Source organism: Rhodococcus sp. PML026, assembly GCF_000963615.1.
GTDB lineage: Bacteria > Actinomycetota > Actinomycetes > Mycobacteriales > Mycobacteriaceae > Rhodococcoides > Rhodococcoides fascians.
Genome location: NZ_KQ031370.1, coordinates 252193 through 267395 on the forward strand (window position 1 = coordinate 252193; position 15203 = coordinate 267395).

Annotated in this window: 11 protein-coding genes; 5 read left to right on the plus strand and 6 right to left on the minus strand. The window is 65.6% G+C overall.

Annotation, left to right across the window (positions count from 1 at the left end):
- The first annotated feature begins 133 nt into the window (after positions 1-133).
- Both VF34_RS05725 and VF34_RS05730 read left to right on the plus strand, forming a co-directional pair.
- Positions 134-1576 carry a purine-cytosine permease family protein gene (locus tag VF34_RS05725; protein WP_045841041.1) on the plus strand — a complete coding sequence of 481 codons (1443 nt, stop codon included), beginning with the start codon at positions 134-136 and terminating at the stop codon, positions 1574-1576.
- Positions 1573-3291, plus strand: a complete 1719-nt coding sequence (locus VF34_RS05730; protein WP_045841042.1) for a nitrilase-related carbon-nitrogen hydrolase — start codon at positions 1573-1575, stop codon at positions 3289-3291. The genes VF34_RS05725 and VF34_RS05730 overlap by 4 nt, the downstream gene beginning before the upstream one ends.
- Before the next feature lie 101 nt (positions 3292-3392).
- Here the strand turns inward: VF34_RS05730 and VF34_RS05735 are convergent, their stop codons facing one another.
- Positions 3393-4517 carry a cell envelope lipid trafficking protein PgfA gene (locus tag VF34_RS05735; protein WP_027495378.1) on the minus strand — a complete coding sequence of 375 codons (1125 nt, stop codon included), beginning with the start codon at positions 4515-4517 and terminating at the stop codon, positions 3393-3395.
- Positions 4518-4684: 167 nt separating this feature from the next.
- Here VF34_RS05735 and VF34_RS24570 point away from each other — a divergent pair, with 167 nt between their 5' ends.
- Positions 4685-5830 carry an acyltransferase family protein gene (locus VF34_RS24570; protein WP_080966193.1) on the plus strand — a complete coding sequence of 382 codons (1146 nt, stop codon included), beginning with the start codon at positions 4685-4687 and terminating at the stop codon, positions 5828-5830.
- Here the strand turns inward: VF34_RS24570 and VF34_RS05740 are convergent.
- The 3 genes from VF34_RS05740 to VF34_RS05745 all read right to left on the minus strand — a co-directional run bounded on the left by VF34_RS05740 (position 5808) and on the right by VF34_RS05745 (position 10819).
- Positions 5808-10055, minus strand: coding sequence for an alpha-(1->3)-arabinofuranosyltransferase (locus VF34_RS05740; protein ID WP_156158497.1), 4248 nt, complete (start codon positions 10053-10055; stop codon positions 5808-5810). The two genes, VF34_RS24570 and VF34_RS05740, sit on opposite strands and share 23 nt — an antisense overlap.
- Positions 10056-10077: 22 nt before the next feature.
- Positions 10078-10248 carry a DUF2613 domain-containing protein gene (locus tag VF34_RS24575; RefSeq protein WP_072692026.1) on the minus strand — a complete coding sequence of 57 codons (171 nt, stop codon included), beginning with the start codon at positions 10246-10248 and terminating at the stop codon, positions 10078-10080.
- Between the two features lie 103 nt (positions 10249-10351).
- A complete protein-coding gene (locus VF34_RS05745; RefSeq protein ID WP_027495380.1) occupies positions 10352-10819 on the minus strand; it encodes a universal stress protein in 468 nt (155 codons plus the stop codon).
- A 154-nt stretch (positions 10820-10973) separates the two neighbouring features.
- Between VF34_RS05745 and VF34_RS05750 the strand changes: the two genes are divergently transcribed.
- Entirely contained in the window at positions 10974-12149 is a 1176-nt protein-coding gene (locus VF34_RS05750; protein WP_045841043.1) for a glycoside hydrolase family 3 N-terminal domain-containing protein, read from the plus strand.
- A gap of 62 nt (positions 12150-12211) precedes the next feature.
- A complete protein-coding gene (locus tag VF34_RS05755) occupies positions 12212-12814 on the plus strand; it encodes a TetR/AcrR family transcriptional regulator (protein ID WP_027495382.1) in 603 nt (200 codons plus the stop codon).
- 83 nt (positions 12815-12897) lie between these two features.
- Here VF34_RS05755 and VF34_RS05760 read toward each other — a convergent pair whose 3' ends face one another.
- A complete protein-coding gene (locus VF34_RS05760) occupies positions 12898-13755 on the minus strand; it encodes a MaoC/PaaZ C-terminal domain-containing protein (protein WP_032369490.1) in 858 nt (285 codons plus the stop codon).
- The gene (locus tag VF34_RS05765; protein WP_032383209.1) at positions 13752-15098 is read right to left on the minus strand and encodes a 3-oxoacyl-ACP reductase; all 1347 of its coding nucleotides are present in this window, start codon (positions 15096-15098) and stop codon (positions 13752-13754) included. The genes VF34_RS05760 and VF34_RS05765 overlap by 4 nt, the downstream gene beginning before the upstream one ends.
- Between the last annotated feature and the right edge of the window lie 105 nt (positions 15099-15203).

The window sequence follows — 15203 nt, forward strand, 5'->3', positions numbered from 1 at the left end:
CGTAACCTGCCAGGTCGGCCGCTTTCGTGATCTCTTTTTAACATGTTTCACATTGCAATAGTGTCCACGGAAAGTATTGTTCCGATGCAGCGCAGCCAGCGCTCTCGCCGCGAACCGAAGTGGACACCCGTTCATGAACATGAAGAAATACTTCGAGGGGCCTGCGACCAGCCTCGACGATCAGATCGAAAGCTACGCAACCTCCCGAGTGCCCGACGACCAACGCTGGCGGCGGCCGGCGATCCTGCTGGTCCTCACCGGCAACGTGACCGCGATGTTCTGGTTCGCCCTCGGCGGTCAGATCGGGTTTCTGGTGGGATGGCCGATGTTCCTGATCCCCGTGGCCTACATGGTGATCGGTGCGACGCTCGTCGGCAGCCTCATCATGCGTATCGCCAGCCGAGAGGGTCTGTCGCTGCCATTGCTCACCCGCGGGCTCGGGTTCGGAACCAAGGGGTCTGCCGTCGCCTCGCTCGTCTATGCGGTCAACTACGTGTTCTACTTCATCTTCGAGGGCAGCATCGTCTCGCACGGGCTCAGTGAGCTCGCGGGGATCGAGATCGACTCTGCGTGGGCCACAGTGGTATTCGCGCTGGTCGCACTCGTGGCGCTGTTCTTCTCCTGGCGCGGTATGCACTCGATGAACATTCTGCAGCGCTTCGGGATGCCGATCTTCCTGATCCTGTTCGCCGTCGGTATGTACATGCTCGCCAGCGGTTACGTACTCGTCGGGCCCGGCGAATGGGAAGCGACCGGTGGATTCACCGCCACCGCAATGTGGCAGGCCTTCAGCCTCGCGAACGGGCAGGTCGTGTTCCAAGCACTCATCGCCACCGACTACGGACGGTTCGTCAAGAAGAGCGTCAGCTATGTGGGAACGGCCGGACTGATGCTGGCAGAACTGCTGATGATCGTCGTCGTGATGATTCTCGGTGTGTTCCTCGGTTTCACGATGCTGCGTCATTTCACCGGAACCACTGCAACACCGGAACTCTCGGCCACCGACCCGGGACTGTACTTCGCCATCGTCATGGGTCTGCTCGGCGTGATCTTCGCGGTGGTCACCCAGGTCCGCATCAACGTCATGAACCTGTACTCCGGATCCCTGGCCCTGTCCAACGCGTGGGATGTGCTCTCGCCCAGAAAGGTCGGGCGTCAATGGTGGATGGTGACTCTACTGGTGGTGGGCGTGCTGTGCTACCCCGTCAACATTCTGCAGTACACCGACAAGTTCCTGGCCGTCACCGGCATCATGACCAACACCTGGATCTTCATTCTGCTCGCGGACTACTTCGTATGCAGAAGACTGCTCGGCCTGGCACCCCGCGACAACATCGAGTTCCGCGAAGGGCGAGTGCGCAATTGGAACCCCTGCGGCATCGTCGCCATGGCAGCGGGCGTCGCGGTGGGCGGGCTCGGCGTGTTCGGACTCTACCCGTCGTATTACGCGTCGTTCATCGCCATGCTTCTCGGTCCTCTTCTCTACGTTCCGCTCACGATGGCAACCCGCGGACAGTTCTACGAACCACCGAAATCGAGCGATCCCCTCATCGCCGAAAGGATTGTGGCGTCATGACATTCACTGCAGCAGCCGTCCAATTCGAGCCCACGCTGTTCGCGAAGGAATCGAACGTCGCCGCTCTGAGCGATCTCGTGGAGAAGGCGGCGTCGGACGGGGCGCGCCTGATCACGACACCCGAAATGGCAACCACCGGCTACTGCTTCCACGACACCGAGGAAGCGGCAACCGTCGTCGAACAGATCCCCGGCCCCACCACCGAGACGTTCGCCGAGATCGCCTCCCGTCGTAACTGCTACATCGTCGTGGGCATGCCCGAAGTCGATGCGACGAGCGGATTGTTCTACAACAGTGCAGTTCTCATCGGTCCCGAGGGAATCGTCGGCACACACCGCAAGACGCATCCGTACATCGCCGAGCCCAAATGGGCGGCCCCGGGCGATCTCGGGCACCAGGTGTTCGAGACCCCGCTCGGTCGCATCGCACTGCTCATCTGCATGGATCTGCACTTCCTGGAGACGGCGCGAGTGGTTGCGCTTCAGGGTGCCGACGTGATCTGCCACATCAGCAACTGGCTCGCCGAACGCACTCCAGCCCCCTACTGGATCAGTCGGGCCTTCGAGAACAACTGCTACGTCATCGAGAGCAACCGCTGGGGTCTCGAACGAACCGTTCAGTTCAGCGGCGGCACCTGCATCATCGAACCCGACGGAAACGTGGCCGGTCGCCTCGACGTCGGTGACGGTATTGTTCTCGGCGACATCGACATTCGTCGCACACGTGAGGCCGGGCCCGTGCGCAGGCCGAATCTGTACCGTGAACTGCAGACCAACACGTACGCGTGGAACCCGCTCGATTTCTTCACCCTCTACGGCCACTCGCCCTTACCGGCCGGGCGGACTTCGTCGGTGAGCGTCGTGCAATGCACTCCGGGGACGTCGATCGACGGCAATCTCGACGACATCGAGCAGTGGGCCGCCGGCCTCGCGGGCGCGAGCGATCTCATCGTGTTTCCCGAACTGTCCGTCACCGGGCCGGTCTCCGCGGATCGGCCGCCGCGCGAGGTCGGGGAGTCGATCGACGGGACGTCGCTCTCACGCGTCGTCGATATCGCTGCTCGACATGGTGTTTCGATGGTCGTCGGTGTGGCCGAGCGCGACATCGGATCCGATCGGGTGTACAACTCCGCAGTGCTGGTTCAGGCGGACGGAACCTGCACGGCGTACCGCCAGATCCATCTGTCCGTCGAACACACCTCGCTGTTCGATGCGGGCGACCGCTGGACCGTCGTCGACCTTCCAGTCGGGAGAGTGGGAATGCTCGTCGGTCACGATGCACTGTTGCCGGAGGCCGGCCGAATTCTGGCGCTACGTGGCTGTGATCTGATCGTTTGCCCGGCCGCACTCGCAGGCACCTTCGTCGGCTCCCACCCGGGAACCGACATCCCTCATGCAGCAGAGATTCCCACCGGAGCCGATCCCATGCACTGGCATCACATGCGCGTCCGGGCAGGCGAGAACAACGTGTACTTCGCCTTCGCCAACACGATCGACACCGACCGCGGAATTGCCGGACACAGCGGAGTATTCGGGCCCGACACCTTCGCCTTCCCCCGAACCGAAGCCCTCGTCGACAGTGACGCACCGGGCCACGCGACCTGCGTCGTGGACACCACGAGCCTGGGTGGGGCGTACCCCACCAACGTCGTGCGCCGCAAAGACCTCGTGCTGATGCGCCAACCACACCAGTACGGAATACTTTCGACGGCCTGAGTGGCCGAAAACGCCAGTGGCGTGGTCATGTCCCCGCTGGGGCACACAACCACGCCACTGGCTATCTGGTCGTTCCGCAGGCTCTACTCCTGCATAGGCACTTACTCCTTGGAGAGGTTCGTCCTCGGAATCTCTTCCGTGCGATCGGTCGTCCAGTCGCGGTTCGGTGCGGTGCCGCCACTGGGGGTCGGGCGGGGACCGGTGTCGGTGCGGGCCGGCTGACGGTGTCCACCGTTGCCGCCGCCGCGCAGCAGCAGAACGACTCCGGCGATCAGCGAGATGACACCGAGGATGCCGGCGACGATCGGAACGGTGCGGCCGAAGAGCGACAGCTTGTCCTGGCCGTCCTTCGCCTGCTGGATCTGGTACTCGACGGTGTTCTCGTCGAACGTGATCGGGGCCTTCAGCACGTCGACCTCGGGACGGCCTGCCTCACGGCCGTAGTACTGGTGGATCTGCTCTTCGCCCTTGACGACGACGCCGGTCTCGGGCTCGACCCACAGGGTGCGGGTGTTCTCGTACCAGCGGGTCATCGTCACCGGTGCGGTTCCACCTTCGACGCCCCAGGTGTCGGCGGGCAGCGTGACCTTGTTGGTCGGCAGGTTCACCACGGTCGACAGGTCGACCGGTCCGACGGTCTGCTGGTACTGGTACACCGGCGTGCCGTTGATCTCGGTTTCCTCGACGAAGTCGATGTCCTTCGAGGCGCGCGCGTTGACGTCGAAGTACGGGTAGCTCTTCTGCTCGGCGTTGAACGGGAACTTGTACTGCAGACCGGTGTGGGCCACTTCCTCGGCCGGCTTGTCGCCTGCCACCTGAATGGTGCCGATCGGGCTCTCGACGGGCATCGAGGTCTTGCGGTCGATGCTCACGCGGTCGACCGTTGCGGTCAGCAGTCCGGTGTCGGCCTGCTTGTCGGTGCGGCGCAACGTCTGTCCGGCCTGAAGAGTCATGATGTCGGCGTCGGAGGGATCCTCGACGGTGACGAATCGCTGTGAGGTCAGCGGAACGTTCTGATCGACCACGGCGCGACCGGCTGCCAGCGACCGCGCGTCGAGGACGCTTCCGGTGCCGGTGGAGACTGTGGTGACCTCGAGGTCGAGTGGAGTCTTCTCGAGCGCCGAGACGGTGTAGGTGGGGATGAGGATGGCGGCAACCACCAGAAATGCGCCCAAGCCGATGAGGAAAAGGGCCAATATCCGGCTCGGCCCTGAGCGCTCCGCCATGCTGAATCTCCTTAGTCGACCGCTTCACTGGAAGACACCGCAGGCGGGATCGTACGAATTCCCCGATGCGCTGCCCGATTTCTTACGACACGTCGCAGGTGACAGTAACAGTCGACAGTGGCACCGGTCTCGTCCATGCCGGTTCGACACGGCACACTTGAGCCACCATGAGCACTCGAGTCCACTCGGCGTCCGTCGTACCGTTGCGTGCCTTCGTGCCCGCTCTGGAGGGGATGCGGGCAGTTGCAGCGCTCGGCATCGTCGTCACCCACGTCGCATTCCAGACCGGGGCCGCCAATTCCCCGCTGATGGGCCGAGTCTGGGGCCGGTTCGATCTCACGGTGGCGATCTTCTTCGCGCTGTCGGGATTTCTGCTGTGGCGCCCGCATGCCGCGCAGGCCCGCGGACTCACGCAGGCGCAGCCCACTCGCCGCTACTTCTGGTCACGCGCAGTGCGCATCCTGCCCGCCTACTGGGTGGTCACGGTGCTCGTCCTGCTGTTTCTTCCGCACGCAGGCGGGGACTATCGGGTGTGGCTGGCCAACCTGTCGCTGACCCAGGTGTTCGTACCGTTGACACTGACCGAGGGCATGACGCAGATGTGGTCGTTGTCGGTCGAAGTGGCGTTCTATCTGTTGCTGCCGCTGTTCGCCTGGCTGATGATTCGGCTTCGAGGATCGTCGGCGAGGTACCGAGTGTGGGTTCTGCTCGCTGCGTCCGCGGTGACGCTCTCCTGGGCGTTCATTCCGATCGCGACACCGGAAGCCATCCATCACGACAACTGGTTGCCCGGCTACTTCCCGTGGTTCGCCGCCGGCATGGTGCTTGCCGAAGTATCGGTCGGTCCGCAGATGTGGGTGCATCGTTGGGCGCGTCGCACATGGGTGATGCCCGCGATCGCGGTGACGGCATTCGTTCTGTCGGCGACGCCGCTGGCGGGCCCACAAGGATTGGTGCGGCCCGAGCCGTGGCAGTTCGAGCTCAAGATCGTCTTCGGTGCCGTGCTGGCGTTCGCGATGCTCTCGCCGTTGGTGCTGGCCGATTCCGGCCGCAGGCATCGGGTGTTCGAGCATCCGGTGATGCTGACCCTCGGCCGCTGGTCGTACGGTATCTTCATCTGGCACCTGGCCGTGCTCGCCGTCGTGTTCCCGGTGTTCGGCATCGTCCCCTTCTCCGGCGGCATGTGGTTCGTGCTGACGGTGACCCTGGCGCTCTCGATTCCGGTCGCTGCCGCGAGCTATGCGCTGGTGGAAGAGCCGGCCCGGCGCAGGTTCGCGCCGAAGAAGGCGGTCACGGCTTCCGCATCGCGCTGACGGCCAACGCGACGATGCCGATCAACGAGGCCAGCTGCACCGCGTAGGACCCGCCCACATATCCGTCGGCCGACCGCCACGGCCCGAGTGAGAGCAGCGCTGCTCCCAGCAGGGCGAATCCTCCTGCTGCGCACACCGATACGCGAGACGTGAGCTCCGACCCGTAACGGCGGTTCAGCAGCGCCGAGCCGGCACCGAGAACCAGCACCGAGATCGCTCCGACGACGCCTGCCAGCACGATCGCCGCGCCGAGCAGCGCCGCGAACGCCACCGGGGTGCTACGCCAGGGTCTGGGCGCGGGGCCTGGATCGACGACGCCGCGAGGCCGCCGCAGCGCGAAGATCAGCAGCGGAATCAACAGCAGTAGTCCGCCGAAGATCCCGAGTCGGTACCAGCGGTCGGTGGTGAAATCCAACGACACCGTGCCCGACGCCCCGGCCGGGACGATCCAGGCCTGCTGCCAGCCGTCGACGACCACCGGGGTCAGTTCGGTCCCTCCGGGTGTCATTGCCCGCCAGCCGCTGTTGTTGCTTTCGGGGATGACGAGCAGGCGATCCGAGGTGCTCGAGGTGAGGGTCACTTCGCGGTGATCGGGGCTCCATGCTGTGGTGCGCGCCGCCTGCGGTGCAGACGTGTCCGGCCACAACGCCGGAATGGGCATGGTGCGCAGTCGAAGCCCGTCGACGAAGAACGACGCTCCGGGTTCGACGACGATGTCCTGGCGTCCCTCGGGGAGCGACACGGGATTGACGAAGTTTTCGTTCACCGGGATGTCCGCGTCGCAGACCGATGCGGGTAGAGCTGCGCCGGAACGGAATTGGTCTGCGGTGGCCGTCACCGAGGTGCGCACCGTCTGCCCCGCGATGGACACCAGGGGCCCGTCGAAGCAGTCGACCGTGATCTGCCGGTCACCGTCGTACGGCGGCCCGATCGGCTCACCGGCGGACAACGGTGTGACCTCGGCAAATCCGGGCGGTTGAGATTGGATGAAGCCCAACGAGTTTCGGTCGAGTACGCCGTCCCAGTCCACGATGGACAGCACGATCCTGTCGGTCACGTACGGTGCCAACGCGAGTGTCGTCGAACCGTCGGTATCCACATCGCGCACCATCGGACCGTTGCCCAGATTCACTGCTACCCGCGTCGGGTGGGCAGGCAGCGCGCCGAGGCTGGGGCTCAGCTCGAGCCCGTCCACCAGTGTCGGAGCGGGCAATTGGATGGTGAGAGTGGGGTCGGTGCCGGCTCGATCGGTGATCGACTTCTCCGGTGCCGTCCACGACGTACGCGGGTCGCCGTCGGTGGCGGCGAAGGCCGAACCGTCGAGGTCCGCGACGTCGGACGCCCCACTCGCCAACGGCCGGCCGGGCTGGGCCAGCAGGGCCTCGAGCTCGGGGGACTGCCGCGTGCGTACCGTCAGCTCGGGGATCACCGCGGTGCCCATCGGGACGCCGATCGTGCGCGAGAAGCGGCCCAGTTCCTCCGGCGACTTGGACAGTCCACTGCTGCAGCGGATTCGATCGTCGGTGTCCAGGCAACCGGAGCGGCCCGGAAATTCTTGGCCCAGCTCCCACGCGTCGACGCTCGCGCCCGCAGGAGTGGGTGGCAGTACCGCGCGATGCACGATGGAGACCGGCGTGGGGTTGTCTCGATCGGAGTAGTCGTCCACCGACACCTCGCTGATGCCGAACTGACTGCCCCGGGTGCCGTCCACCGTCGACTTCGCGGTGATGCGCAGCCACGGAGTTTCCCCACCGGGCAGCGACACCGTCATCGGGTCTCCCGGCTTGTCCACCCGGGCCGCCGTCGAGCCGTTCGGAGTGGTGACCTCGACCCACTTGACCGGGTCTCCGATCGTTCCCGGGCTGGTCCGCATGTGCAGCAGCCCGCCGCGCACCGGAGTATCGAAATCGAGTTGAAGCCATTGCCCCACAGCGCGTTCGATGCCGTTGCTGATCCAACCGGTGGCCAGGTCGCCGTCCACTGCGGCCGCTACCCCGCTGCCGGGCACACTGCCCCCGATCTGAGTCGCGTCCGACGCCGAACTCGACGCGGTCAACGTCGCGCCTTCCCACTCGGCGTCCACGGTCTGCGCCCCGTACACCGGATAATCGGGCACCTCGTTGAGCGAACGACGGGGCTCGTCGGCGGCCCGCAACGCGGAGTTGTGATTGTCCACCTGACCGAAGTCGGTCTCGCGATTCATCGGTGTGTCGGTCACCGTCACCGAATCGATGGGCAGGCCGGCAGCAGCTGCATCCGACGCCAACAGCGTCGGTCCGGCCGGAACGGGCAGGCGAACACCGTTGTTGCGCAACTCGTTCGATCGCAGAATCGACTCGGGGCCGCCCTGCACCACCGGCACTCGATCCACATCGACCGTGTACGGACCGGAGGCAGGTACGTCCGCTGCGGCATCGACCGCGTAGATCTCTACGGCCGGATACGGAGGCCGTAGATCGCCGTCCAGAACCACCCCGTCCACCTGACCGGGGGCCACGTCCTCGCCGAACTCTGCCACCTTCTCGAGCCCCGGCGAACCGTCGAGCACGCGGTGGACGGACGCCGGTCGGGTGGACCGCGAATCCTCCGGATCCAGGTCGTTGCGCACGACGACGTAGCTGATGCCCTGTCCCACAAGGGTATCGGCCAAGCCGGTCGACGGCCTGCCGTCGGCGAAGAGTCGTTGCACCGAGTCGAGGGCGCGAATGGCACCGGGCGGCGTGAGCGGCACCGCATCTCGGACGGCCCAGGGCGTGGTCGCGAGAGCCTGCAACGGCTCGTCGCGCGTCAGGCCCCAGGTCTGCAGAGCGAACGGTGCGCCGGGCACGATCAAGGCGCGCTGCGCGTCGGAACCGTCGGGACTCGAGCCGGAGGCATGGTCGGTGAGCCAGTCCGCGGCGTCGTGCCAGTACTGCGGCACGGCCTCGTACGCACCGCGCGGCGCCAGCTTGCCCGTCCATGCCAGCGCTGTCGAGAGCGTCAGCGCCACCAGGATCAGCGCGGTCACCGCCATCATCGGGTGCTTCTCGGGATGCGCGACGGCCGCTCGCCACGTCGGCCGTGGAACCGAACCCGGCAGTGGAACCCGGGCCAGCAGATGAGCGAGGCCGAGTACCAACGGGATTCGGATGACCGGCTCTAGTTTGTGAATGTTGCGCAGAGGCGCGCCCGCGGAATCGAGGAACACTCGCACGGTTGCCGCGAACGGACCGTCGAGATCGCCGACGAACCCCGCGCCCAGGCCGACGAGACCGACGAACAACATGATCGTCAACCGGCCGCGGTCCGGCATCGAGCGCATCGCCAGACCCGCAATGCCTGCGGCCGCGATCAAGCCGGTCGCGATCACGGCAGCAGGCTGAGTCACCAGCACGGCGCCCGCCACCCGCTCGGGAGAGACGAACGGGGTCCAGCTGCCGGTACCGCGCAGCACCTCGGTCAGCGACGTCCACTGGGTCGTCGTGCCGGACGATTCGATGTAGTCGAGAAACGGCGGAGAGACCTTGCCCAGCAACAGCAGTGGGACGATCCACCACAGTGTCGCCAGCACCAGAAAGCCGGTCCACCAGGCCGCGAACACCAGCCAGCGGCGGTTCGGCCGGTGACACAGCAGCCAGATGACGGCCACCAGAACGGCGGCGGCCGTCGCGACGGCATTGACCGCGCCCATCAACGCCACGGCCAGCGCCGATTGTGCCGCCGCACGCCGAACCGTATTTGTTGCGGACCGACTGTTCAGGCAACGAACGATGGGAACGAGCACCCACGGCGCGAGCATCATCGGCATCGTCTCCGAGGAGATCGACGCCAGAGTGGTGATCACCCTGGGGGACAGCACGAATGCTGTCGCTGCGATCAGACGGGAAGTGCGACTGCCGACACCGAGTGCCTCGGCGAGCCGGACGATTCCCCAGAAGCCGGCGACGAGCAGCAGTGCCCACCAGATGCGCTGCGTGATCCACGGTGGGATCGACAGCAGATCACCGCCGGCGAAGAACGCTCCGTGCGGGAAGAAGTAGCCGTAGGCCTGATTCTGCACCTGGCCCAGCGGTGCGGCGCTGTTCCACTGATGCGAGGCGCGTTCGAGAAATCCGAGAGGGTTCTGCGCCAGGTCGTACTTGGTATCGGCGACGGTGAAGCCCGGGACCTGCAGAAACGTGAGCAGGAATGCGAGAGCGGAGACTCCGAAGAGCCAAATCCGACCGAGCGGCTCGGCCGAGATCAACGATCCACGTGAGCGACCAGCGTCAGCGGCTGCCGTACTCAACCTGGTTCAGCAAGGACGAGTCGGCGTTTCCGGTGCGATCGATGTCCGGCCGAGAGTTGTCTGCTGCACCGGCGGTGACTCCGAATACGACGCCGGCACCCAGTACGGCTCCGACGACGGCGGCAATGACACCCGGGACAGCGAACTTCATCTCGGTTCTCCAGTCAGTCGGCTCAGTGAAGCAGTGGGCGAGGTTGTCCCCCACGCGGGCATCACGGTATCACCTGCACCCTGTGAACCGGCCGGTGGACGCGTTACTTTCCGGGAGGAACGATCAGCACGGGTCGATGGCTGTGCCGCAGCACGTGCTCGGCCACCGAGCTCTGCAGTAGGGCCCGCAGCCCCGTGGTGCCTCTGGTGCCGGTGACGATGATGTCGACGTTCATCTCGTCGGCCTTCTCCACGATCGCGCTCCAGATGGCGGTGGTGCATTCGGTGCACTGGCCTTCCACCTTCAGGCCTGCGGCCTCGGCCAGGGCGACGCCCTCGCTGTTGGTCACCTTCGCATCGGTGAGAGCGACGTCCTCGGCCTCGTCGTCCGGCACCCACTCGGGCTGCATGACACCCGACAGACCCGACATCCGCGCTGCTTGACGCACCATCGGTTCCCAGGCCGTGACGACGATCGCGCGAGAGGTGGTGAGAAACCGTCCCGCATAGTCGATGGCTCGTTTGGCGTTGTCGGAACCGTCGTAGGCAATGAGTATGAGGTCAGCAGTCATGGTGGTGATTCTCCTCATGTCGCTTTCGTCCAGATTACCCCGCCCCCACCCCGGATCGATGTGGGTTTCGGTCGCTCGGAGTGCAACAAAGTCGCATTGATCCCAACCGGAGGGCGGTCAGCAACACGCAACTTCTCGGCTACCGTCGTATTCCATGCGACTTCGGTTTTCGGTTCGGTCCGCTGCAGCAGTGACGGTCGGGGTGGGGTTGCTCGTCTCATGTTCCAGTGAATCGTCGCAGGTGGCCTCGACGCAGTCGGCTCCGTCCTCGACGACGACCGCTCCGCAGACGACGGTCCCGCAGTCGACGCCGCCGCCGGCCGACGCGTGTGTCACCTTCGTCGACGGCCTGACCGAGAGGCAACGTCTCGCTCAGTTGCTCACCGTCGGCGTCACCGGAACGCAGGACGCGATTCGGATCATGTCCACCGAGCAGGTGGGTGGGATCTTCGTCGGCAGCTGGACCGACGAGTCGATGCTCGGCAACCGTGAGGTGCCGCAGGTGCTCGACGCGTCCGCGGTGGCACCGATGGTGACGATCGACGAAGAAGGCGGACGCGTGTCGCGGGTTGCCGATTTGTTGGGTGCGGCACCGTCGGCGCGGGAACTGGCGCAGACGATGTCGGTGGACGAGGCGTATCAGGAGGCCTTGACGCGAGGCCGGGGGCTGAAGGATCTCGGCGTCACCGTCGACTTCGCGCCGGTCGTCGACGTCAGTGCTCAGCCCGATGATTCGGTCATCGGTGATCGCTCGTTCTCCGACGATCCGCAGGTCGTCATCGAGTACGCGGGTGCGTACGCGAAGGGGTTGAAGGATGCGGGTGTCGAGCCGGTCATCAAGCACTTTCCCGGGCACGGCTCGGGTTCGGGTGACTCGCACACCGGGGCCGTCACCACGCCGCCGCTCGACGAGCTCAAAGCCAAGGATCTGCTGCCGTTCGCCGCGCTCGACACCACCGGAGTCGGCGTCATGGTCGGCCACCTCGACGTGCCAGGACTGACCGACCCCGGTATTCCCGCCAGCATCAGCCCTGCGGCCATGGCGTTGCTGCGTGACGGCGTCGGATACGGAGCGAAGCCCTTCGACGGCCCGATCTTCACCGACGACCTCAGCGGCATGGCAGCGATCACGGCCCGGCTCGGGATCGTCGACGCGGTCGAGTCGGCGTTGGTTGCCGGAGCCGACGTGGCGTTGTGGCTGACCACCGATCAGGTGCCGGCGGTGTTGGACAATCTGGAGGACGCAGTGGCGACGGGACGCCTTCCCGCAGCCCAGGTGGACGAGGCGGCGGCGACGGTTGCTCGGTTCAAAGGGGCGTGCGGAGCCTGATCGGTCGTCGCTCGACCTTACTGTGGAGTAACGTCTAGTGCTTCGTACGTATTGGAGGATCCATGGCTGGCGGCACCAAGAGACTGCCCCGCGCCGTCCGTGAGCAGCAGATGCTCGACGCGGCAGTGGATGTGTTCTCCGACAACGGGTTTCACGAGACTTCGATGGATTCGATCGCCAAGAAGGCGGCCATCTCCAAGCCGATGCTCTATCTGTACTACGGCTCGAAGGACGAGCTGTTCGCTGCGTGCATCCATCGTGAGGGCCTCAAGTTCGTCGAGGCCCTGACGCCCGCGGCAGACCCGACCCTGACGCCGCGCGAACAACTGCGCCGCGCGCTGGTCGGCTTCCTCGGCTTCGTCGGCGAGAACCGGAAGTCGTGGATGGTGCTCTACCGCCAGGCGATCGGTCAGCAGGCTTTTGCCTCGCAGGTGCAGAGCAGCCGAGACCGGTTGATCGAGCTGACCGCAGGTCTGCTGGCGATGAGCACCAGAGACCCGGAACAGTCACAGAACTTCGGGCTGATGGCCGTCGCGTTGGTCGGGGCCGGTGAGGCCGTGGCCGACCGAGTGGCAGGCGGCGAAATCGAGGTCGACGCCGCAGCGGACCTCCTGGAAAACCTGGCGTGGCGCGGCCTCGCCGGCAAGAAAACTGCCACTACCTAGCTGGCCGCCACCTACACAGCCGAACTCGAAGTTATGGACGGAAAGCCGGGGAAGTCCGTCCATAACTTCGAGTTCGAGCTAACTCAGCGCAGGGTGCCCGTCAGATGCGGGTAACCCTTCTTCGGGTTCTTCAGTGACAGGTCCCAGCCGGTACCGACGGCATCGGCGTAGGCATTGATCGTCGCGGGCAGGATGATCGGCTTGCCGAATCGGATGCTGTACTTCACGGCCTCCGGGATACGACCTTCGACCGTCTGCAGTACCGCTGCAGCACTCCACATTCCGTGTGCGATGGTCTTCGGGAAGCCGAAAGCCTTTGCACCGAGCGAGGATACGTGGATCGGGTTGCGGTCTCCCGAGATGGCCGCGTACCGGCTGATGATCCGCTGATCGACGCGCAGGGTGCGGGTCGGGGGCGGCGGTACCTCGTCTGCAGGCGGTGTTTCACGGGGTCCACCCGAGAGCGAGGTCTTCTGCAGGCTCAGGAAGCTCGAGGTCTGTTTCCAGACCAGTTCGCGTCCCACCTTGACCTCGCTGATCAGGTCGACCAGCAAGCCCTTGCGGTGCTCGCGCAGATTCTCCGCGTGCACTCGAATATCCAGCGGCTCCGATGCCGAGATGCCGCGGAACTGCTCGATGACGTTCTCGGCGTGTACCGAACCGATGGCGGCGAACGGAAAGCCCTTGGACACCATCAGTTTCATCACTGTCGGGAACACGAGCGTGAACGGGTAGGTGATCGGGAGTTGATCGCCGAATCGCAGCCCCGTCGCGCGGCAGTAGCCGGCCAGGTTGTCCTGGTCCACTCGCAGGCCCTTGAGCTCGAACACGGTGCTGGGCACCGTCTTCGACTTGGACCCGAGGAAGGGCAAGGCACCCAGTGCAGCCGAGGTGTAGATCTGGGACGTCTTCGGCTGCTCGGTGAGCGTGACGGTGCTCATGCGCCGAGGAGGCTCTGGCCGCACACGCGCACGACCTGCCCGGTGACGGCGTTGGATGCGGGAGAAGCGAAGTAGGAGACCAACTCCGCGACGTCGACGGTCTCGCCGCCCTGCAGCAGCGAGCTCATGCGCCGTCCGGCCTCGCGGGTGGCGAACGGGATGGCCGCCGTCATCGCGGTTTCGATGAAGCCGGGGGCTACGGCGTTGATGGTGATGTTCTTCTTCGCGAGCACCGGTGCGGATGCGTGCACCAGGCCGATGACGCCGGCCTTGGAGGTGCCGTAGTTGGTCTGGCCGCGGTTGCCAGCGATACCGGCGATGGACGAGACGTCGACGACGCGTCCGCCTTCCTTGAGGGCGCCCGAGGCCACCAATTCGTCGGTGATGCGTTGCGGCGCAGCAAGATTGACGCCGATGACGGAGTTCCAGCGGGCGTCGTCCATGTTCGCGAGGGTCTTGTCGCGGGTGATGCCGGCGTTGTGCACGATGATGTCGGCACCGCCGTGGCGCTCGAGCAGGTGCTTCGAGAGGACCTGGCCGGCGTCGGGCGAGGTGACGTCGAGGGCCAGCGAGGTACCGCCGACCTTGTTGGCCGTCTGCGAGAGTGCTTCTCCCGCTGCGGGAATGTCCGCGGCGATGACGGTGGCTCCGTCACGGGCGAGAACCTCGGCGATGGTGGCACCGATGCCGCGGGCAGCGCCGGTGACGACGGCTACCTTGCCGGCGAGCGGCTTGTCCCACGAGGCCGGTGCCTGCGAGTCGGCGTCGCCGACGACGATGACCTGGCCGTCGACGAAGGCGGACTTGGCCGACAGCAGGAAGCGCAGGGTGGATTCGAGGCCGGAGAGCCCGGTCGACGCGTTGGGGGAGATGTAGACGAGCTGAGCCGTCGCGCCGCGCTTGACCTCTTTGCCCACGCTGCGGGTGAAGCCTTCGAGGGCGCGCTGCGCGATGTGCTCGTCGACGCTCGACGTTTCTTCGGGGGTGGTGCCGATGACGACGACGCGAGCGGACGGTGCCAGGTTGCGGATGACCGGCTGGAAGAACTTGAACAGCTGCTCGAGCTCGGCGACGTTACCGATGCCGGTGGCGTCGAACACCAACCCGCCGTGCTTGTCGTCGTGCGGCTGCGACTGCGGGTAGTCCGAGAGCAGCTCACGCAGCGGCTCGACGAGGCGGCCGCTGCCGCCGATCAGGACCGGTCCGGCCAGTGGCGGCTCGCCTGCCTTGTAGCGGCGCAGCTTCTCGGGCTGCGGCAGGCCGGCCTGCTTGGCGATGAAGGCTCCCGGCGCGGACGCGAGGAACGTTGAGTAGAGATCTGGGGCTCCCTTGGAGGCTGCCACTGTCGTACCTTTCATTCAGCGCTGCTCGCTCTGAGGGCGAGGCGCACGACCGGGTGTCGACAACCAACTTACTCGCCAGTAAGATGAAACTCCACCAGGGCCATT